Origin of the sequence: Pantoea sp. RIT-PI-b, assembly GCF_001187905.1 — a bacterium.
Classification (GTDB): Bacteria; Pseudomonadota; Gammaproteobacteria; order Enterobacterales; family Enterobacteriaceae; genus Pantoea; species Pantoea nemavictus.
On sequence record NZ_LGIS01000028.1, the window covers coordinates 1 to 19,169 of the forward strand.

The 19,169-nt window shown below is 50.3% G+C and carries 18 protein-coding genes and 3 pseudogenes; 11 read left to right on the forward strand and 10 right to left on the reverse strand.

The genetic code is table 11. The annotated features are described in order from the left end of the window. Positions 1 to 145: 145 nt before the first annotated feature. The 4 genes and pseudogenes from AC790_RS18335 to AC790_RS24345 all read left to right on the forward strand — a co-directional run. Positions 146 to 1,348: pseudogene (locus AC790_RS18335) on the forward strand (ISNCY family transposase); the annotation flags it as partial. A 421-nt stretch (positions 1,349 to 1,769) separates the two neighbouring features. Next, entirely contained in the window at positions 1,770 to 2,951 is a 1,182-nt protein-coding gene (locus AC790_RS25290) for a PAS domain-containing protein (protein ID WP_049852683.1), read from the forward strand. Positions 2,952 to 4,697: 1,746 nt separating this feature from the next. Next, positions 4,698 to 6,356, forward strand: coding sequence for a methyl-accepting chemotaxis protein (locus AC790_RS18345; protein ID WP_049852684.1), 1,659 nt, complete (start codon positions 4,698 to 4,700; stop codon positions 6,354 to 6,356). Between the two features lie 604 nt (positions 6,357 to 6,960). Next, a complete protein-coding gene (locus AC790_RS24345; protein ID WP_072093446.1) occupies positions 6,961 to 7,149 on the forward strand; it encodes a general stress protein in 189 nt (62 codons plus the stop codon). Positions 7,150 to 7,592: 443 nt separating this feature from the next. Here the strand turns inward: AC790_RS24345 and AC790_RS25165 are convergent. After that, positions 7,593 to 7,882, reverse strand: a pseudogene (locus AC790_RS25165) (resolvase); the annotation flags it as partial. Positions 7,883 to 8,555: 673 nt separating this feature from the next. Here AC790_RS25165 and AC790_RS18350 point away from each other — a divergent pair. Beyond that, on the forward strand, positions 8,556 to 9,716 hold the full coding sequence (locus tag AC790_RS18350) for a diguanylate phosphodiesterase (RefSeq protein WP_049852685.1): 1,161 nt from the start codon (positions 8,556 to 8,558) through the stop codon (positions 9,714 to 9,716). Positions 9,717 to 9,754: 38 nt separating this feature from the next. Here the strand turns inward: AC790_RS18350 and AC790_RS18355 are convergent, their stop codons facing one another. Next, a complete protein-coding gene (locus tag AC790_RS18355) occupies positions 9,755 to 10,039 on the reverse strand; it encodes a hypothetical protein (protein WP_152929144.1) in 285 nt (94 codons plus the stop codon). Between the two features lie 315 nt (positions 10,040 to 10,354). Here AC790_RS18355 and AC790_RS24905 point away from each other — a divergent pair, with 315 nt between their 5' ends. The 3 genes from AC790_RS24905 (at position 10,355) to AC790_RS18365 (ending at position 11,290) form a co-directional block, all read left to right on the forward strand. Next, the gene (locus AC790_RS24905; RefSeq protein ID WP_161804883.1) at positions 10,355 to 10,519 is read left to right on the forward strand and encodes a hypothetical protein; all 165 of its coding nucleotides are present in this window, start codon (positions 10,355 to 10,357) and stop codon (positions 10,517 to 10,519) included. Between the two features lie 231 nt (positions 10,520 to 10,750). Further along, positions 10,751 to 11,011: a hypothetical protein gene (locus AC790_RS18360; protein WP_049852687.1), complete on the forward strand. Its 261-nt coding sequence runs from the start codon at positions 10,751 to 10,753 to the stop codon at positions 11,009 to 11,011. An 81-nt stretch (positions 11,012 to 11,092) separates the two neighbouring features. Beyond that, a complete protein-coding gene (locus AC790_RS18365; RefSeq protein WP_049852688.1) occupies positions 11,093 to 11,290 on the forward strand; it encodes a hypothetical protein in 198 nt (65 codons plus the stop codon). A gap of 218 nt (positions 11,291 to 11,508) precedes the next feature. Here AC790_RS18365 and AC790_RS18370 read toward each other — a convergent pair whose 3' ends face one another. From AC790_RS18370 to AC790_RS25170, 5 genes and pseudogenes are all read right to left on the reverse strand, one after another. Continuing rightward, the gene (locus AC790_RS18370; RefSeq protein WP_049852689.1) at positions 11,509 to 11,775 is read right to left on the reverse strand and encodes a biofilm development regulator YmgB/AriR family protein; all 267 of its coding nucleotides are present in this window, start codon (positions 11,773 to 11,775) and stop codon (positions 11,509 to 11,511) included. A 132-nt stretch (positions 11,776 to 11,907) separates the two neighbouring features. Further along, on the reverse strand, positions 11,908 to 12,180 hold the full coding sequence (locus AC790_RS18375) for a hypothetical protein (RefSeq protein ID WP_049852690.1): 273 nt from the start codon (positions 12,178 to 12,180) through the stop codon (positions 11,908 to 11,910). Positions 12,181 to 12,282: 102 nt separating this feature from the next. Further along, positions 12,283 to 12,525, reverse strand: a complete 243-nt coding sequence (gene ycgZ, locus AC790_RS18380) for a regulatory protein YcgZ (RefSeq protein WP_049852691.1) — start codon at positions 12,523 to 12,525, stop codon at positions 12,283 to 12,285. Positions 12,526 to 12,810: 285 nt separating this feature from the next. Continuing rightward, on the reverse strand, positions 12,811 to 13,065 hold the full coding sequence (locus tag AC790_RS18385; protein WP_049852692.1) for a hypothetical protein: 255 nt from the start codon (positions 13,063 to 13,065) through the stop codon (positions 12,811 to 12,813). Between the two features lie 464 nt (positions 13,066 to 13,529). After that, positions 13,530 to 13,713 (reverse strand): annotated as a pseudogene (locus AC790_RS25170) (general stress protein). 1,073 nt (positions 13,714 to 14,786) lie between these two features. Here AC790_RS25170 and AC790_RS18395 point away from each other — a divergent pair. Further along, a complete protein-coding gene (locus AC790_RS18395) occupies positions 14,787 to 15,026 on the forward strand; it encodes a hypothetical protein (RefSeq protein WP_049852694.1) in 240 nt (79 codons plus the stop codon). On the opposite strand, the gene AC790_RS18400 is transcribed toward AC790_RS18395, so the two are convergent. The 3 genes from AC790_RS18400 to AC790_RS18410 form a co-directional block, all read right to left on the reverse strand. After that, positions 15,016 to 15,330 (reverse strand): hypothetical protein, encoded by a 315-nt coding sequence (locus tag AC790_RS18400; protein ID WP_049852695.1) that lies wholly within the window; start codon positions 15,328 to 15,330, stop codon positions 15,016 to 15,018. The two genes, AC790_RS18395 and AC790_RS18400, sit on opposite strands and share 11 nt — an antisense overlap. 379 nt (positions 15,331 to 15,709) lie before the next feature. Continuing rightward, a complete protein-coding gene (locus AC790_RS18405) occupies positions 15,710 to 17,257 on the reverse strand; it encodes a methyl-accepting chemotaxis protein (RefSeq protein WP_049852696.1) in 1,548 nt (515 codons plus the stop codon). A 256-nt stretch (positions 17,258 to 17,513) separates the two neighbouring features. Next, a complete protein-coding gene (locus AC790_RS18410; RefSeq protein WP_049852804.1) occupies positions 17,514 to 17,762 on the reverse strand; it encodes a hypothetical protein in 249 nt (82 codons plus the stop codon). Between the two features lie 231 nt (positions 17,763 to 17,993). On the opposite strand from AC790_RS18410, the gene AC790_RS25175 reads away from it, so the two are divergent. Together AC790_RS25175 and AC790_RS18420 are read left to right on the forward strand one after the other, a co-directional pair. After that, positions 17,994 to 18,284, forward strand: coding sequence for a hypothetical protein (locus tag AC790_RS25175; RefSeq protein WP_049852697.1), 291 nt, complete (start codon positions 17,994 to 17,996; stop codon positions 18,282 to 18,284). Positions 18,285 to 18,520: 236 nt separating this feature from the next. Beyond that, positions 18,521 to 19,123 (forward strand): LysE family translocator, encoded by a 603-nt coding sequence (locus AC790_RS18420; protein WP_049852698.1) that lies wholly within the window; start codon positions 18,521 to 18,523, stop codon positions 19,121 to 19,123. The last annotated feature ends 46 nt before the right edge of the window (positions 19,124 to 19,169 follow it).

The following is a 19,169-nucleotide window of genomic DNA, read 5'->3' on the forward strand; positions in this document are numbered from 1 at the left end:
AAAGCTAAACTTTAATTCTAATTAGCCCTCAAAGCAGAGGGTTAGCTCTTTTATTAAAAGTTACTCTGACAACAATCGGACATCTCAGGTTTGCCTGAACCCGGTCATCTCTGCTTAGCTTCAACATTGATTGTAACGACTAAAACGTGGTAATCGCCAGCTTGTTCCTGGCCTTGCTGAACTTGCTCTGGGCATCATCAGCGATAATTATGCTGACTTTGGTCCGACGCTCGCCTGCGAGAAGCTGGCCGAACTCCATGACGTTGTGCTGGCTAAAGAGACCGTGCGTCAGCTGATGGTACGAGCCGGACTCTGGATCCCCCGGAAAATTCGTGCGCCGAGGATCCAGCAGCCGCGGTATCGTCGCGCCTGCGTTGGCGAGCTGATACAGATCGACGGCTGCGACCACCGCTGGTTTGAGGAACGTGGTCCTGCCTGCACGCTGCTGGTCTACGTTGATGACGCGACCAGCCGCCTGATGCAGCTCCACTTCGTAAAATCTGAGTCCACGTTCACCTATTTTGACGCCACGCGCGGCTATCTGGAGCTGCACGGTATGCCGCTGGCATTCTACAGCGACAAAGCCAGCATTTTTCGCATTACCAACAAAAATGCGGCTGGCGGTGACGGCCAGACGCAGTTCGGGCGCGCGATGAACGAGCTGAACATCAGCGGCATCTGTGCCAATACCAGTTCTGCCAAGGGCCGTGTTGAACGTGCACATCTGACGCTTCAGGACAGGCTGGTCAAGGAGCTGCGGCTGCGCAAAATCAGCACGCCGGAAGCAGCCAACGCCTTTACCGCTGAGTTCATGGCGGACTACAACCGGCGTTTAGCGAAAGAACCGCGACATGATTTCAACGTTCATCGGGCACTTGATGCAGACGATAATCTGGATCTGATATTCACCTGGCGCGAGCCAAGGCGCGTCTCTAAATCGCTTACAGTCCAGTATGATAAAACGCTTTATATGCTTGAAGACAATGATAAAAGTCGTCAGGTAATGGGGAAATATATCGAGATTTATCATTATCCGGATGGAAAAATTGAGCTGCGGGCAAATGGTACTGCACTTCCCTGCTCTGCTTATGACCGCCTGGCGGAAGTCGACCAGGGCGCCATCGTTGAGAATAAGCGGCTGGGACACGCGCTGGCTGTGGCTAAACTGGTTCAGGAAAAGCGCGACAGCACGCGTTCACTCTCGGTCCCGTCAGGCAGCGCCCCCAGTCGCAGAGGACAGAAAAAAGACCCGGCGAAGAAGTCACAGCGCTCTTTAGATGAAAATAATTTGCTCGAAGCCCTTGCTGACTTACAGACCCGCAGCCAGGAGATATTTGGCAAGACCTGACGGACATTTCAATTTAGCTAAAACCCGGATATTTAAAACCAGCCTCAACACAGATTGTTACTCCAAAACGCTGATGTCGTACGTAACAACTCACCGATGTCGTCTCTGAACTAGCCTTAAATCTCCACAGGCTCAGCTCAGGATGCAGACTTTATGTTGGTGACTATGACAGATAAAGATCTATACCGGCTCGGCATCATTCAGCGCGTTCACGACCACACTTTGCTGCAGCGTTAAGCTGCCCGCCTTCTCGAACTTATCTTAAGCACGGCGCGTCTTGTCTAAAGAGCCCTTGTAATACTGAATATTGCTGTTACAGCCATAGCTAAAACCTGTTGAGTCTTAACTGAATTTTCAGACATTTCCGCCGATAAGTGTTGAGGGCATACTTTGTGCCAATCCTTGTTGACCAGGAGAGACAATGTTTCGAAATTTATTCAGTAAACAGTCCGCCGCAGAGCAGACGCAGCCATATATCGCTGAAGAGCAAGTCAATAAAGCGCTAGATGTGGACCACAGTGATACCATTCTGCTGAAATGTGTTATGAGCCTCAGTCAGAAAGGATTTTGGTATGTTGAGGCTCCGGTTCTTGGAAGTGACGCGCCTGTATTTTTTTCATCTGAAGCCCGCCAGCTTTTGTCATTACCTCTTCAAAGGGTGCTAGGACTGACGTCACTTACACAGATGGTACATCCTGATTCCAGAGATGATTTTAGACGTTTAATAAATTATACGCTCAACCACGGCGATGTTAATAAACCGGTGCGTTGCCTCTTCAAAACTGACGCAAATGATTTTCAGTGGTTTCGCATAAGTGCATCATACTGTCAGGAGTTTACGCCGCCACGTCTCGTGGCAGTTATGGAAAATATTGAAGAAGAAACCGCTCAGTCTCGCCTTTTTGAAATTGTTTCCACGCGCTTTGACCTATCTCGGGAAATGCTCAATGATGGACTCTGGGACCTAGACATCATTGGCGGAAATCCGCTGAACCCTGACAACGTATTCTGGTGGTCACCGCAGTTCAGAAAGCTGCTTGGCTTTGAAACTATTGAAGAATTTCCAGATGTGATGGATAGTTGGGCGTCACGCCTTCATCCGGATGACAAACAAGCTGCACTCGATGCTTTCGTCAGCCACCTAATGGATTTCAGCGGTAAAACCGGTTTTGATATTGAATATCGTCTTAGATTGCGCAGCGGTGAATACCGGTGGTTTCAGGCTCGAGGCCAGACTAAACGTGCATCTGATGGTACGCCTCTGCGTGCGGTAGGCGCGCTTATTGATATCCAGGGCCGTAAGGATCGGTTGCTCCACGAGGAAAGCGAGGGCAGGCGAAATATTCAGACAGCCGAAACTGCAAAAGAAATTGCCGAGCTGGTTTCTGAAAACGCAAGTATAGCGGCGCAGATTAAGCTCATTTCATTGAACGCTAGTATTGAAGCCGCAAGAGCAGGTGTACATGGCCGAGGGTTTTCCGTTATCGCCAGTGCTATCAGGGGGCTGGCGGAAAGAACGGCAGATATTACAGGACAGATTTCTCGTCTTCAAATGCGAATAAGGAATTTTGCCAGCAGTACAGAAAATCCTCACAAGCATTGAGCATGCATCAACGTTTTTCCTGGCTGACTCAAGATCTATTCCGGAGTAAAGCCTGTCTCTGGATTAATGTGGCCAAAGCTTGACCGCGGCCATATGAAATTAACCCCCAGAACGTCTTACATTCCTATATGCGAGCGTGTTCTGGGACTCCTTTATCATTTTTAACCGAATATTATTACCTTTTCATATTTGTCGGCCTGTGTCATATAGCAGACATGCTCTCTATGAGTGGAAAGCTAACTTTTATAATGCAGAGAAATTTTTCTTCAAAATTCAAGAAAACGCATTATATAAACATTTTCATCTGGGTGCTTTTTGGTAATCATTCCAAGTAATGAATCCCATTTATTACTGGTCATGCGGCATCTGCTCCCTATAATCTGGGCGGACATAGAAAACGTCTATTCATGCGATTGATACTATCCCCTATCATGGCCACACTGCCCGAACCTTGGATTGCTGCAGGAGGATTGGTCCGATTACTACGCCGACTATGAGGACTTGTCAGCGGTACGGCAGCAAGTAGACTAGTCAAAGCACTACCCATCCGAAAACCTCAATTGCAAAGATCGGCAAGTCTGTTTTTGTGTTTCACAATGTGATTTTCGCTTGAGCTTTACCGGTAACACTCTATGTTAATGAGGAGGCTTAAATCACACATATGGAAGGAAGGTTAACTATGGCAAAGTGTAATATATTTAAAGTAATCGAATTGTCTGCAATTCTTGTCTTCGCGTTAGTTTTGATTTATTTTGTCGCAACCGGAATATTTTCATCTCTTGGTATAGATCATTCATGGCCATATCCTAGCAAGTAAATGAGGTCGGCCCCAGGGAAAACAATTATTTCTTGACTATAAAAATAATAAACCTTCATTCCGCTGTCTCTTAAGCAGGGTTGATTCGCATAAATAGGCCGTATAAGCAAACGTGAACCGCTGTATATTTCCATAAGGAGAAACCCTCTTACTATCATTAACCCCATGACACTCATTTTTTTAAAAATATAAAAATGATCTCTCACCTGCCATGATAGCCTGATGAAATTACTCCCCTGAGATTTGCATTGCTTTATTCTGTTAATATTTAACTGATTTGGCAGCAATGGATGCGTTGTTAGTTATAATCAGCCTTGGCAGTCGAATGTTAGAAAAATTTCAGCATGTTTAATCTAAATATCTCAACTGAAGTTCCATGCAGTTAAAGTAAAAACTGACTGATTTTGGGTCAGTAAAAGCAATAATACCTGAACCTTTAAACCTTGATTATGGGGACGATTTTTTAAGTCACTTCACTCAATGATCCATACCCACTAGAGGTTGGTGAGAGGCATACATGAAAATATGATAATATCATGTACGTTCAAATGCTTAATCTAAAACTGAAAGCTAGCAATGAGCGGATAGTAAAATTTCAGTTTAGTGTGCGAATGAAGCTGCAGAAGTTAGCCATAACCTCTGATGCTCTTCTTCCTCGGGCAGACCTAGAAATCCATGCCAATGATAAAGTTCTTAATAATTTTCATCTATCTCATCCTTATTGAATATGAAGCTTATGAAAGTTGATAACGAGTTGTTACTTTCTTTACAAGGTGATAACTATAATCAATTATTTACACGATGTGCTAGTACATCTGAAGAAACTTTCAAGCCTGTTTGAAAAATATATTATTTATAAATAGTTAAAGCTTGGTAAAACTACGTCGATAAGCTCTGTTGCAATATTTAACATTTACATCAGGGTTCATATGACTATTACACAGCGTTTGTTGCTGGTATTTTTTTTACTGGCATTATCACTTCTCGCGATTGTTTCCGTTTCACTCTCGGTAATCTCAGGCTTCCAGTCTCGCTTTGAATATGTTCAGGCCAATGCAATTCCCAGCATCAAGGATCTCAATAAATCAATTAGTTACACTAATCAGTTAGGCATTGCACTCTACCGCCATCAGACCGCTTCAGGTAGTCAAGACCTGAACCAGGCTGAGGAAAGGATAAAAGATCTGCTGAATACGTTAAAGTCGCTTACGGATTATTACATGGAAAACGATATCTCCAGTGATGAAGATAAAGCGATGACCGAGCAGGCTTTTCATAACATTGATGCGGTTCGTGAGGCCTTACCGGCTTTTTTATACGCCTCAAAAAGCCAAGACAATACGCTTTCTCTGGCTTTACTAAAAGGTGAAAATGGGGTGGGCGCCGCAACACGTAAAATGGAGTCAGAGTTCACGAAGCAAATTGATTTGAATATAAAAATTGGTGCTGGTTTAAGAGAAATCAACAAGAAAATCTACACACAGACTGTTTGGATGATGAGCGGAGTGTCAGTGTTAGTCATCATCGGTCTCGGTATATTTTCTACCAGTATTATCCTTGGCATTAAGCGTAGTTTGAATAGTATGACCAATACTATGACTGATGTTAGTAATAACCTTGATCTTACTCTAGTAGCTCCAGTACTTAGAAATGATGAAATCGGTCAAACCGCATCAGCATTTAACAACTTGTTGATAAAAGTCTCGGCAACACTTTTGTCTGTTAACCATGCGGCACAATCAGTCAGCACAGGCTCCACCCAGATAGCTGCAGGGAACGAAGACTTGTCATCACGTACTGAGCAGCAGGCAGCTTCGCTAGAGCAAACCTCAGCAAGTATGGCCACTTTAAGTGATACCGTTCGTCAGAATGCTGATGGTGCAGTTCAGGCCAGTGAGCTAGCGAATAATGCTAACGATTTATCCCAGCGAAACGGGAGTGCAGTCAGTCAGATGCTGGAAACAATGTTAGAAATACGTGGAAGTTCCTCAAAAATTTCCGAAATTACAGGTTTGATTGAAGGAATTGCATTCCAGACCAACATACTTGCGCTTAACGCTGCGGTAGAGGCCGCGCGCGCTGGTGAGCATGGTAGAGGATTTGCAGTCGTTGCTTCTGAGGTTCGTAATCTGGCCCAGCGCTCCTCAACTGCTGCTCGCGAGATAAACGAGCTTATTTCAGTTTCCGTTGCTCAAGTCGAACAGGGTCTTGAGCAGGCAACGCACGTGGGTAATAATACAGAAAATGTCAGTAATGCTATCCAGCAGGTTGCCGATCTGGTTAATGAAATTGCTGCAGCAACCTCTGAACAAAGCAAAGGCATAGAGCAGGTTCATCTTGCCATTGGACAGATGGACGAAGTCACACAGCAGAACGCTTCCTTGGTTGAAGAAGCTTCCTCTGCATCTAAGTCTTTGCAGGAGCAGGCTGAAACCTTGTCGAGGCTGGTTTCTACGTTCATTTTAAACGAATCCACAGCTCAGGTTGGTGTAGCAGTTAACGCACAGACAGCCAGAACGTTACAACTTCAAAAGAATACTCCGTTAATTGCTCCAGAGGTGAGTAAGGCAAACTGGGAAAGCTTTTAGTTCTTAACTTTCTAACCATCGATTTACCCAACGAAAGCGCTATTTAATCAGCGCTTTCACTTTTTACGCTTGGCTGTAAGTCTCAGAATATCAAATGTCTGTGAAAAATATTTGGCATGTAAAAATCTAAATATAAAACACAAGTCTCCATTTCCAAAATATTTCACAGCTCAACTTGTTATTACAATGGTTTAACATTACTTAGCGTGGTTGAGGAGGAGCATGGATTTTTTAGGTCCATTAGTTACTTATGGCCTACTCTGATAAAAGTCAGGTCCATTTTTAAATGGTCTTGCCAACAATTTGACGCCATTGCATCCTCCCTTAGTATGAAAAACCTCGATTCCACTGATAGATACCTCAATTTGCAATCAATGCTGTTCATACAAAAGAATATTTATATCAAAGTTCTTGTCAGGAGAAAAAGCAGTGCCAATTAAAACCAGATTCTCGAACATCATCACTTTTTTTTAGAAAGAAAATTACTCAGAATTAGTATCATAAATTACCTAAATTTGAATTTTTTTTATTCCTTGCTAATGTTTATTAGTGTTCATAACTAAAGTTTTTAAATAATTTTTATTCACTCTCGTCAGGAGTTAACATGGTCACACATCGTGGTGGAGCAGGTAATTTCGCTGAGAATCATGAAAGAGCAGTTGAGGCTGGCCGAAAAGGCGGCCGCGTAAGTGGTGGTAACTTTAGGAATGATCCGGCTCGCGCCGTCGAGGCAGGGCGTAAAGGAGGAACCATCAGTAAACGCAAGCCGTTGTCACAAGATCATTTAGAATAAATAAATTTTTTTAAAAGCCGCTTGCAGCGGCTTTCTTTAATCTTTGTAACTTTCTCTTGCTAGTAGTCATTATATTCTCAACAAAGTTATCCCAACTCTGTCTGCTGATGTTAAAATTAGGTGTGCCAGATTATTGGATTACGTAACCAGCAACCTTATTATCCCCTTCTCAGTTGTATAAGCAGCAGATCCGTTTATGTCTTGATTTCTAACGCGCTGAAACTTTTCATGCATACAGATTTAACCATACGGTAATCCATTTTTTACAGATACTACGCGGAAGTAGTCAGTAGCACTGAAGAACGAGCACATGTATACCTCACATGCTCCCCAGAGAAACAAGCAGCCATGACCCTGAGTTCAACGCGTCCGCAGTATACAAATATGGCTTAAACCTTGAATGTCTCCACCATTCCGCGCTGTGCCTGTTCTGAAAGTGACTGTTAGGCGGACGAGGATTATTCCATCAGAGCTGCATTATTCTGCGTTCCCCCGTCGATCTGGCTGACGGCAATGCTGACCTGAGAGATGCCCTGCATCTGTTAGGATGAAGCCAGCGAAATATTATCCATGGCCTCGGCCACTTCGCCCACCATACCGACAATTTTCAGTATGCTGCACCTGCACCTGCACCTGCCCCTGCGACCACACCGCTATCAACAACACTTACTGCCTCCGTCATCAGTTGCATGATGTCATGCGCGGCATTAGCACTACGCAGCGCAAGCGTCCTTTCAAAGCTGCCACTGTATGCCCGAGTATATAGGGGTGGAATTAATTTCTGATGCGATTTAAGCGCGGGAAAAGCGGAGGGTTTCGTACCTGACAGGGTCTCCGGCCTGTACACGCCTGCGCGCGACCGGTGAGGATCTCTTCTTAGTCGTGTTCCGGTCAGAGCTGGACTAAGTCCTTTGGCGTCAGTTCTTCTCGTCGTTCAGGCCTGCCCCGGCTCGTGTAAGCTCTTCAGCCAGCATCTGGCTTCGGATATTTCTGTAAGCCGCTTATCGCTGCTGCCAGTCTCAGCCATGCGTCCGAGTTCGGAAATAAGCGAATGCACGCTTATTTCCCTTTCGCCCGGAGCAAGACTCAGTGCCGCTTCGTCAATAATGACGCGCCTTTTCCCGTATTGTTGAATAGACAAATTTATTACCTCTGTTTTACGTTGATGACAGCCTCACGCCACACTTTTGACACCGCTGAATAAAGCCCCCGAAGGATGTTCTGAAAAACCACTATTCCGCAATAATTTATTTTGATTACAAGGCTACGAGTGCGTTAAAAACTATCGTTTCAGACTTTCTGAATGTTTATTCAGCGTCTCATCATGTCCGTTGCCGGTCCGGTTTGAGAAATGGCGGCTGGCTGCTATGGTGCCCGTGACAATCTGTGGCAATACGGAGCCTGAAATGCTTACAACAATAATTTACCGGAGCCACCTCGCTAATGAGGTACCCGTCAGCGTTCTGCCGGGCATGGTGGAGAAGGCCAGCCTGCTGAACGCCCGACATCAGGTCACGGGGATCCTACTCTTTAACGGCACGCACTTCTTTCAGATTCTGGAGGGGCCGGAGGAAGGCGTACTGGACATTTACGGCCGCATCTGCGCCGACCGGCGCCACCACAACGTGGTTGAGCTGATGCGCGACTATTCACCGTCGCGCCGCTTTGGCAACCACGGCATGGAGCTGTTCGACCTGCGCCATCACGACAGCGGCAGCGTGCTGCAGGCGGTGCTTGACCGCGGCACGTCTAAATATCGTCTGACCTATGACGACCGCGGCCTGCAGTTCCTGCGAACCTTCGTGGAAGCACGTGAGAAAGAAAACTACTTTGAGGTCCTGCCCGCCGACTACTGGGACTTCGTGCCGGATGACAATGGGTCACCGGCTGCGGCAGCGGGCGTTACCTTCCGCCCGGTGGTCGATCCGCTCGGCCGTAAGGTCACGGCCCTTGAGGCCCTGCCCGATGACGCGCCGGCGGGGGGCTCCGGCGAGGCGCTGTACGAGCATAATCTCGATGCGGTCATCGGAGCGCTGCACAGGGCCGGCAGGTCATGCCCTGACGACATCATGCTGTACCTCAGCATTCTGCCTATGACGCTGGTTTATGTTCCGGACGCCGTCAGCCGGCTCGTCAGCGCCATCGACAGCGCCGGGATGGTGCCGCAGCAGATCATACTGGGTGTTAGCGAGACGGAGGTCATTTCTCAGCTGGAAGCATTTTCTCAGGCGGTGCGCCAGCTGAAGCAGGCCGGCATCAGCCTGTCCATCGATAACTTTGGTGACGGCTCAGCCGGACTGTCGCTGCTGGCGCACGTGCAGCCTGACCGCGTGCGCATCGGCGCCGGGATCGTTCGCAATATTCACCGCAGCGGCCCCCGTCAGGCGGTAGTACACGCCGTGCTGCGCTGCTGTTCGGCGCTGGAAATTAACGTGATCGCGGCGGGCATTGAGCAGCCGGAGGAGTGGATGTGGCTGGAGGCGGCGGGGGTCACTGATTTTCAGGGCGCGCTGTTCACCGCTGAAGGCGCGGCCGTCGCCTGGCCGGAAACACGGGAAGCCGTCTGAGGCACGGGAACAGAAAGGGGCCCGTGGGCCCCGGATGATTAACAGGCTGCGGCACGCTGAGGCGGGTGCTGCGCGGCCATAACGGCCGCCGGCGCTTCAGCCTTTTCCTGCCGCAGCGTTCTGCCGCGGTTGGCCTTTTCAAGCCAGGTGCGGAAATGCGTCGTCATGACCGCCGCGTGCTGCGCGTCCGGCGTGCAGTAAATCAGCAACCGGCTTTTGGTCTGGTTTGTGCAGTCGATGGCATAAATCTCGATGCCGGCGTCGCGCTGCTCGCTTTCAATTGCTGTGAAATGCATCTGAGGCCAGCGGTTCACCTTCAGCATAAACTCACCTAAAATCATTTTTTTTACCTCTTATTGTTTTAAAACCGGTACTCTCTACACTGGTCCGCCCAGTGTAGAACTGGTTGCAAACTCTGCAAGTGGCCAACAAGACATTAAGCGTAAAGGTTTCGTAATCCCCCTGTTTTCAGCGACGGAGGTACCTCCAGCATGCGCCAGCGGGAGATGTCCGGCAATCCGCCGGCAGGCTATCGCTGCAACAGGGTTTAACGCACAGGAGACGCAGCAATGCTTAGCTAACACAGGCTTACTCAAATCGCCGGTAATCCGGAAAATCATGACGCAGAGGCCGTGGCGATGGCGCAGGAACTCCTGCAGCTGCGTCGCACGCTGGGAATGCCCTGGGCCGTGGTACAGCCGCTGGGCGAACTTTACGTTGAGGACTGGAATGCGGCCATGATCTGGCCGGCGAGCCTGGCGGAGCGCGGCGACGTCTGCCTGTATCGCCTGGAGAAGCCTTAACCGGTGGCGGAGCCCGCACCTCCAGCAGCAAAGCAGCGCGGACGCAGCAAGAAAATGTCCGCGCAGGAGTGAGGCACCGTCAGAGCAGGATACCTCCCTCCCTGGCAGCGTTATCGTGGCGCGTATTTACACTGCGGTGAAAAAGTTTTATGCGGACAGATTACCCGTTCATGTCCAGGCCAGGTGTGCTGTGGTAAGCTCTGCGCCCGAAACCTGCTGCCGGATAACCCCATGAAAAATGACTTTGAAGAAAAAATGGCCGACATCATGATTGGCGAGGCCGTAACAGCGCTGCTGGATGAGGACGTGGCCATCAGCTGGGCTGTCCTGACAGACCGCCTGCGCGCGGCGATTGAGCATGAAACGGATGAAGACCGCGTTCGCGCGGGCCTGCGCGCTATCGAAGAGGTCCGGCGGGAAATGCACATTCGCGCCGATGAGAAGACCGGGGTCGCCAGCGCTGACAATCTGTCATCGCAGAAGCTTCACTGAAGTCACCCGGGCCGCCGCTGTATCTGCTGCGGCGCCTTTCAGTTATACTGTACGCTTATCCACCTTACGGACGGAGGTCATATGAACGATGACACCACCGCCGAAGATATCTACGCCGTTATCGGAACGGTCGTGGCGCGCCTTCTTAAGCCGGACCAGTACCTCACCCTGCACGAAATCACCAGCGCCTTGCACAGCATGGGCGAGTCGGCTGGCGCTGCCGCATTGCGCGAAAATTGCGAACGCGCGGTCAGACTACTGGCTCAGCAGATGCACTGACCTTCAGATTTATCCCGTTATGACGCGTTTCCCTCGCGCAATAACTGTGGCGTGCCACACTGTTAAAAGTGAAATCTTTTAAACCGGGAGGTGCCTGTGAAAGTCTGGATTGCCGTAACCCTCGCCGCCGCAGTCACCTGCTCCTTGTGGGCTTCGCAGGGAGGATTCGACTCTCCGCCTGCGCTGAATGCCGCGCAGGCTGCGCAGCACAATTAATCTCATAAGGCTTCATCGTCGGGCGTTTTACCCACCACGATTTCCAGCGCGCTGCGCAGCACGTCAAGCTCGTCCATGTCTGAGGTGCTTTCGAGCTCGGCAATCAGGTAAAGGATGATCGCTTTGCTGGTCACCTTTTTACCGTGGATAACGATATCGCGGATGACAGCGTCCAGCACGGCGGTTTCAGCGGCCAATGCGTCGCCGCCGCTGCGGAAGTGCTGGATGATGTATGCTTCAGAAGTGTTAAGTTTCTCATTAACTTGCATGATGTTATCCGTCAGGCCCTGCGGGCTAATGTGGCCAGGCAAATGCCTGAAATAAAAACGGCCACCCTCCGGTAGCCGCGTCCTGCGGGCGTCCTGCCACTATCCGCTATAAACGGAAATCTCAGCTGAGGCTCAGTGCTTACGACCACTGTCAGGTGAGGGCCCATCATTAAAAGCCAGTATTGCTGCATCACGAGTGTTACTTAATCGTGGAAGAGTAGCTTCAACTTCCTGAATAGCCATCATTACTGCTTCCCGTCGCTCAGCATCCTGTTCAGTCTGAGTCATGGACTTAAGCACGCCAATCAGCCTTACAGTACTGATGTCATCGTCGCCATCAAGCATAGCTATGACAGCATCTCCTAAAACAGCGTCAACGAGTCTTTCTGGTTTACTTCTTTGCATACCCGCGCCTTATGGTGCCTGTCCTCCGGACAAAGTGCCGGTCGCCCAGTCCGGACGGCCCTTGTATGCATGCTGCGGGGCGTTTCACCTGGAAATTAAAACTTAACGCTCGAACAACATACCGATAAGCGTCTGATAATGACGCTCTTCTTCCTGACTTGATGCCGCTTCAAGGCGGCGTAACAGCTTGGTGCAGATGGCCTTACGGTTGAGGTTCTTGCCCGAGCGCAGGATTTCGCCGACAATCTGCCCAAGGGTTTCCTGTTGGGTCGGCGCCGACGCCTTGCTGAAGTAGTGTGCAATGTCGCTCGCGGCATCCGGTAATTTCGTGACATTCTGACGCATGGTGAACCCCTCAATGGTTAAAATGTAGTCGACCCTGTCTGTCCATAAAGTTATACAATCAAATCAAAATTGTACAGTAATTGTGATACTGTACAAGTTATCTTTTTTTGTGCAAAAAGTGCTAGCCTTTACTAAACAGTAGCTTACGTGACTATCAGCGCGCGAATGATGAGTGCGATAATAAAAGGGTTGTACAGCATTAAGAAAGCTATGGCTGGCCTGCGTGTTGCGAGAGAAGCTGGAAAGAGGTCCGCCCGGTTTTTGTCCCGAACGGGCGTAAACCCTTCAGTGAACTGAGCCCTGACCCGCTCCGGTAACCCATCTGAGCTCGTCACGGTTACCTGAAGCTGGCATGAACCCGCGGAGCCAGTGTTTCGCCTCTCTTATCTGCACGCAGCGCGCAGGATTTTCCTCGATGGCAGCCATCTCAGCCAGCGCCCTTACAAGCGAGTCAACAGTAATATCCGCATTATTTAGCGCCAGATGAATCACAGCTTCGCCAATAATCAGCTGATTTTCGTTGTGATAGTAATCAGGCATGCTCCACTCTCCATCAGCCTTATTACGGTATTTCAGTGTAGCGGTTTAATGAGCTGAAGTACGGTCCGGAATGGTTATTTTCAGCGTAGCGCTTCCTTAATGCGAAATAAATTCAGTCCCGTTAAGAAAAAAACGCCTTAAATTCATAATCCTGACAGATTATCAGGGATAAAGCTCAGAAAAAACTGAATAAACCTTATGTGGTCACTGAAATCGTTTTCATCTTTAAAAGTTAAAGTCATATGGGATTTAATCTCAGGAATGGATTTAACACGATTTGAAAATATTGCAGGCCTTCTTAGAGAGATATTGCCTGTAGAAATGCGCAGCGGGCTAGAAAAAACCATGCGATAATTCGTTATAATTAATCTCTGCCGACCCCAGGGAAAGTTAGGTAATATTAATTTCCTAATTGAGATCGCCGGGATAAAATTTAACCGCCGGTGCGAATCTGTTTGCCTTAATTAAATTTCAGGTTTAGGGCCCCGGCGGCTGATAAGTCCGCCCTTACGGCCAGCCACGCGTGCGCGACCGGGGCGGTGTTTGAAGTTGCCTCCGCTGGCTGTACCGCCTTTGCTGCCCGTCCGGAGAGGCGCGTGCCGGGTCGGCCGCGAAGTTTCCGGCACCACTGCGCCTTACTGTTGTCATGATATCTTTCTCCAGATAAAAAAATGTCCTTTGTATCAGGCAGTGAAATCCTGCAGGTCTGGTTGATATTCACTGTCCGCCGCGCACATTTTTTCGTAGATACGACGGCGGACACGTGCTGCAGGACGCCTTAATCTGAAATGCGGGCGTTATGAGCCCCCCGGCTTGCTACTCCGGCGATATACGCCAGGCTATGTGGGCTGAACGGCATGTGACATCCCTCCGGTGGAGAGTTGTTCTGCAGCCGCGTCGTTCCGCATCCGTATTATTTCTGCGCAGCGTTAAGGGGGTGCGTACTGATGACAACCCGTCGTCTCAGGTGGCTTCCTGGCTCGGCGCCCCAGCAGAAGGCGGCCCAGTGGCCGCAGAACGCCAGCCAGCTGCGCACCGGGTGCAGGCAGCCCGACTCGCCTGTGCCGTCCCACACGTATACGTAGTGCTCCGGGTCGCGCAGCGCCCAGGCAACCATCCCTTCCCACATCACTTTTGCCGCGTTGGTCTGCGCGCTGTCGGTAATGATGATCGACCAGCGATGAAGAAAATGTCAGAAAAACCGGCGCGCCAGGCCGTGCACCGCCACCTCGTGCAGCGGCTGGCGGGTGCGCCATACCATGACCTGTATGCAGGCGCGCTCCGGCGAGGTAAAGTCTTCGGCTTCTTCCAGCCTCACTGCATATGCGGTCTCCGGCTCTGGCTCCTGCGTTATAAGCCTGAACTGTCGCTCTGCTCTGTTCTGCCATAGGGTGTAGCCGAACGGCGTCACAAACCCGGGCAGCGTAAACGGCTCCACGTCGCGGGAAAGAAATGCGCGGGTGTCGGCCCGGTTGGTGTCTTCCGGATTCAGTACCTAACTGAAGCAGGTATCGGGCAGGGTAATGGGCATGCTGTCGTCCGCCGGTATTTTTCTGTTCACTGAGCCTCCCTGATAACCGGAGCGTTAATTTTATCGCTGAATTGTCTGCAATAACTGGTGGCGCTGTTTAAAGGATGGTGCACCGGTGGATTACTGCTGTACACGCGCCGGTACATCGGTTACTTTGCGCCCGACCTCATTCTTTATGCACGGGTATTTCATGCGACAGGACGGACTACCGCCGGAAAAAGATGCCGGGCTGACTGGCTACTTCAGCCAGGTCACCCACCCCGGCCAGATTGCGCTGCTGGGACGAATCACCGTCGATATCCTGCGTCAGGAACGGCGTCTGAAGCGCACAGCGCTTTGCCTTAAGCTGATTGCGCGCCTGGACTGTACCGGCGATGAGGCCGAGGCGGCACACCTTACGGCGCTGCTCCGGATGCTGTTTAATCGCTGAATCCGGAGCGGAGTGCCGGCGCGGCACCGGTTAATGATTGTCCGTCGAAAGAAGAGAGCGGCAAACGGAATGCCGTGCTGTCCCGCTGTAAATACACGGTCCGCAGATGGCGGTTACAGATAAACCAGACTTCGTCGCGGTCGTTGGAAAGAATGAAATAGGCGTCAGACGTTTCCGACGGGTTAAAGCACCCCAGCGCCCGGTAGGCCGTCGTTAGGCTGAACCCGCTCAGCAGCGGCAATGGCCGCGGGCCGCCCGGCAGCTCTTCTACCCTGAGATACATACCCTCTTCCATCCACAGCATGGCCACCTCCGCAGCGCATCTTCATTCTTCTGTAAAAGTACGGCGCCGGGTACCTCCCGGTGATTCAGGAAGGCTATCATCTGAATTGCGCCTTTGTTTCTGCTATACCTGTGTAGCCTGGCCCTGTCGTATAAAGGGATTCACCATATTAAGAGCATAACTGCTAGTCAGCTTTTATTTACTAACGTCAGGCTAATGTCCACTACTTGCGAACAGCGGACATTCATTTTTAGATTTTGTATTCAATTTCATTTTGCGTTGCATCACCAGTCTTGTCATAAGAGTTGAATTCTGCTCAGCCCCTTCCCTTATGTAGCGTAGCAAAGTGTCCGATTAAACAGCAGCCTATAATTATCCCCACACCCTATTGCCACTGACCTTATACCCTGAAGGCCTCAACCATTCCGCGCAGCGCGTGTGCCTGCTCAGACAGTGACTGTGAGGCAGACGAGGATTCCTCAACCAGCGCGGCGTTATTCTGGGTTACACCATCCATCTGACTGACGGCAATGCTGACCTGGGATATACCCTGCATCTGTTCGGATGAAGCCAGTGAAATGTTATCCATGGCCTCAGCCAGCTCGCCCACCATACCGACAATTTTCATTATACTGTGCCCTGCATCTGCGGCTGCGACCACGCCGCTGTCAACAACACTTACTGCCTCCGCCATCAGTTGTTTGATGTCATGCGCGGCATTCGCACTGCGCTGTGCAAGCGTCCTGACTTCACCCGCCACCACGGCAAATCCCCGCCCTTCTTCACCTGCCCGGGCGGCCTCCACTGCAGCGTTTAAGGCCAGAATATTTGTCTGGAAGGCGATACTTTCAATTACGGATGTGATATCTCGCACCTTCGCAGCGCTAACAGATATGGCATTCATTGTGTCTGACATGCGCTGTACATCTGTACCGCCTGAACGGGCAACTTGCGCTGCTTCACGGGCTGAACCCGCTGTCTGCTGTGCACCCGCAGTATTACTTTTCACTGTAGCGGTAAGCTGCTCCATGCTGGCGGCCGTTTCCTGCAGCGCGGCCGCCTGCTGCTCGGTGCGGGAAGAGAGTTCGGTATTACCCTGCGAAATTTCATCCGCAGCAAGCGCCACGGAGCTGGCGGAATCCTTTATCTGAGAAATAAGCCTCCGCAGGTTTGCCTGCATACCATCCAGTGAAGCCAACAAGCTTGTTTTATCATTACCTCGCAGAATTACCTGACTCGTCAAGTCGCCAGAAGCAATTGCTGCTGCGAGTATCTCAGCATCTTTTGGTTCCCCGCCTAACTGGCGCATCAACGTCCTGACTATCATAAAAATGGTCAGAAGAGAGAACAGGACTGAAAGAGTCGTGAGTGAGAGAAGTAAAATGGAAGCCTCACGTACAGATGCGCTATTAACTGCTACCGTATCCCGGCTAAGCTTATTCTGTACATCGGTAAGCCCATCCAGGGCATCGGACAGAGCCTTCTGAGCCGGGCGCGCCGTATTCAGCAGATAGTCAGCGGCTATTTCTGACTGGTCATTGTCCATCCCCATTTTTCCTGCAACTGTCAGTGTATTCAGAGCGGCACTGTCTGAGGACAGAATACGGTCTAACGCTGATTTTCCTTCAGGGGAATCGTTATGCATCATGCTGGCAACCAGTTGTTCGCGTTCCTGAAGATACTTTTCATGTAAATCACTGACCTTTTGCCATTCATTTTTCTCCTGCTTAGGGTCTCTGAGAAGAACGATGTCTCTGACTGAAACTGCCATGTTATTAACTGCAGCACGCATGTTCAGGACAAGCGTAAGGCGCCTCATTTTGTAATTTACTGTATCGTCCATGCCTTGCCGGGATTCCCTGAGCGCGTGCAGAGACAGGCCGGTACAGATTAAAAAGCAGACAACCAAAAAACCGTAGCCTGAGAAAAGACGAACCGATATTTTCATTTTTTTTCCTTGTGGGCGGGAGAACAACTTCTTTATCGGCATGGAGCCAGATACTAGTAGCTTTGATGAGTTACGAACTGTTACTACCTCTCTCAGCACAGTTGCTTGTTTGCGAGGCCGCCCGGCTACCGTGAGGGCACGGCGCTTATGCCCGCCGTTGCCGGCGCGCAGTAGAGGAGACGGCCATAATGCGGAGCGCAGCGACAGCCTTATTACGTGCGTCAGCACGGGAAAGGCCGCACGGGGGCGGCTCCCTTCAGCAGCGTTCCTCCCTTGCGGCCAGAATGGTGTCGGCGCAGTGTCGCAGGAAATACCAGCTGAGACTGACGTCTGCATCGAGCGTGGCGTCGGCCAGCGCGATCGTGGCCAGCACCTCCCCGTGCGTCAGCTCCGGCGCCACGTCGTCGAAGTCATCGGATACCCACAGGTGCACCACGCAGGGTGTATCTGGCGCAAAGCGCTGCAGCTGTTCGGCCAGCTGGCCAGTTGTATGAGGTTGATTCATGGTCACTCCGGTTTGCAGGTTGCACGGCATCAGCGCCGTGACGTCACGCCAGCCGGGCCAGTGCGCAGTACGCAGGGTCAAGGGACGAAGCCGCACGCGCCGCCGGAGCGGACTGAATGTCCCGCGACCGGCGGGGGACGGGTGAGTTACGAGGCGAAGCCTACCTTTCGGACGAAGCGGCCCGGCTAAGGTGAAGTCACGGCGCCGCCCGACGGCAGGGAGGGAGGTTGCATGCACTTTTTAAGGGAGCAATCAGGCACCCTTTATGACGGCGCTCATGAAACGCTGCCGGCAGCCGAAGATATGATGTACACACCCGATAATTGCGGAACACAACAAATGGCCAGAGCCCTTCCCCCGACCTACCTCCCGTTTTCACCTCCCTGCCTGGCAGAAAAGCTCCGTGAAATCGCTGATTTGCTGGAGCAACGCAGCACCTTAATCCGTACAGCGGAGCGCCACTACACCACCGGCAGCCACGGTGAGCCGGTAACTGTTATTCACATTGAGGTACGGGATTAGTCTGAATGAAGTTTTAAACAGCGACAGCGAGGGTGAATCCTGCTGACTGACCATTTCACGGCTGCAGTCAAAATAACCAGAGTATCGAAAAAGTGCCTTTATCTGACCGGCTGCTTTGAGCGAGAAGCGGACGTTTGATTCATGACGATTCCCTGTTGTTGCTTAGCTGAACATTACCTATATGCGAAACTCCTGGACTGGTAATTTCAAAGAGTGCCAATTACTATCTAGAATCTATGGATGTGAATATTTTTGGCTTTATGCCAGCACTACTCCCTGTTGCACTGTCCCCCGGAGCGAGCTTTACTCTCGTTATGAATAGTGCTCTGGCAGGAGGTAACAAAGGTTTATTCAGAACTCTCGCCGGAACAGCTCTGGGCATATATACCCATGCAATTTTTATAGGGCTTGGTATCACGGCTGTGCTCATCTCGTCGCCAGCAGCGTTTGCTGTGCTTAAAATAACCGGAACTTTCTATCTGCTTTGGTTAGGTGCGATGCTCATCTGGGGTGGGATAACAGTACATTCAGATGGGTTTACTGGTGTAAGGCATTCCGTGACGTTAAAAGAGGCCTGGCTGGCTAATGTTCTCAACCCTAAAGCCATTCTTTTTTATCTAACAGTCGTTTCACAGTTCGCAGGCGCGGAGGGCGGCGTTTGCAACTACCTTATACTGGCATCAGTTCATATAGTGGTTATGAGCATCTGGCTTCTTGCAATAACTCAAACGCTAATATTCTCAGCAAAAAAAACTAACCCATTAATACTGAAAAAATATGTCAACCTTGTCGGCGGGATGATGCTCATTGCTTTTTCTCTGCACAGCCTTATCTATTAACTACTCAGCCAGAGCCACCAGGTCCGCTTCTGGCACAAAGCGGACG

Coding starts and splice junctions, on each gene's coding strand:
- AC790_RS18345 (WP_049852684.1), top strand. CDS start 4,698: ATGACTATTACACAGCGTTTGTTGCTGGTATTTTTTTTACTGGCATTA.
- AC790_RS18350 (WP_049852685.1), top strand. CDS start 8,556: ATGCTTACAACAATAATTTACCGGAGCCACCTCGCTAATGAGGTACCC.
- AC790_RS18410 (WP_049852804.1), bottom strand. CDS start 17,762: ATGAATCAACCTCATACAACTGGCCAGCTGGCCGAACAGCTGCAGCGC.
- AC790_RS24345 (WP_072093446.1), top strand. CDS start 6,961: ATGGTCACACATCGTGGTGGAGCAGGTAATTTCGCTGAGAATCATGAA.
- AC790_RS18375 (WP_049852690.1), bottom strand. CDS start 12,180: ATGCAAAGAAGTAAACCAGAAAGACTCGTTGACGCTGTTTTAGGAGAT.
- AC790_RS18360 (WP_049852687.1), top strand. CDS start 10,751: ATGAAAAATGACTTTGAAGAAAAAATGGCCGACATCATGATTGGCGAG.
- AC790_RS18365 (WP_049852688.1), top strand. CDS start 11,093: ATGAACGATGACACCACCGCCGAAGATATCTACGCCGTTATCGGAACG.
- AC790_RS18370 (WP_049852689.1), bottom strand. CDS start 11,775: ATGCAAGTTAATGAGAAACTTAACACTTCTGAAGCATACATCATCCAG.
- AC790_RS25290 (WP_049852683.1), top strand. CDS start 1,770: ATGTTTCGAAATTTATTCAGTAAACAGTCCGCCGCAGAGCAGACGCAG.
- AC790_RS18355 (WP_152929144.1), bottom strand. CDS start 10,039: ATGCTGAAGGTGAACCGCTGGCCTCAGATGCATTTCACAGCAATTGAA.
- AC790_RS18420 (WP_049852698.1), top strand. CDS start 18,521: ATGGATGTGAATATTTTTGGCTTTATGCCAGCACTACTCCCTGTTGCA.
- AC790_RS18400 (WP_049852695.1), bottom strand. CDS start 15,330: ATGCTGTGGATGGAAGAGGGTATGTATCTCAGGGTAGAAGAGCTGCCG.
- AC790_RS25175 (WP_049852697.1), top strand. CDS start 17,994: ATGCACTTTTTAAGGGAGCAATCAGGCACCCTTTATGACGGCGCTCAT.
- AC790_RS18395 (WP_049852694.1), top strand. CDS start 14,787: ATGCGACAGGACGGACTACCGCCGGAAAAAGATGCCGGGCTGACTGGC.
- AC790_RS18405 (WP_049852696.1), bottom strand. CDS start 17,257: ATGAAAATATCGGTTCGTCTTTTCTCAGGCTACGGTTTTTTGGTTGTC.
- AC790_RS24905 (WP_161804883.1), top strand. CDS start 10,355: ATGGCGCAGGAACTCCTGCAGCTGCGTCGCACGCTGGGAATGCCCTGG.
- ycgZ (WP_049852691.1), bottom strand. CDS start 12,525: ATGCGTCAGAATGTCACGAAATTACCGGATGCCGCGAGCGACATTGCA.
- AC790_RS18385 (WP_049852692.1), bottom strand. CDS start 13,065: ATGCCTGATTACTATCACAACGAAAATCAGCTGATTATTGGCGAAGCT.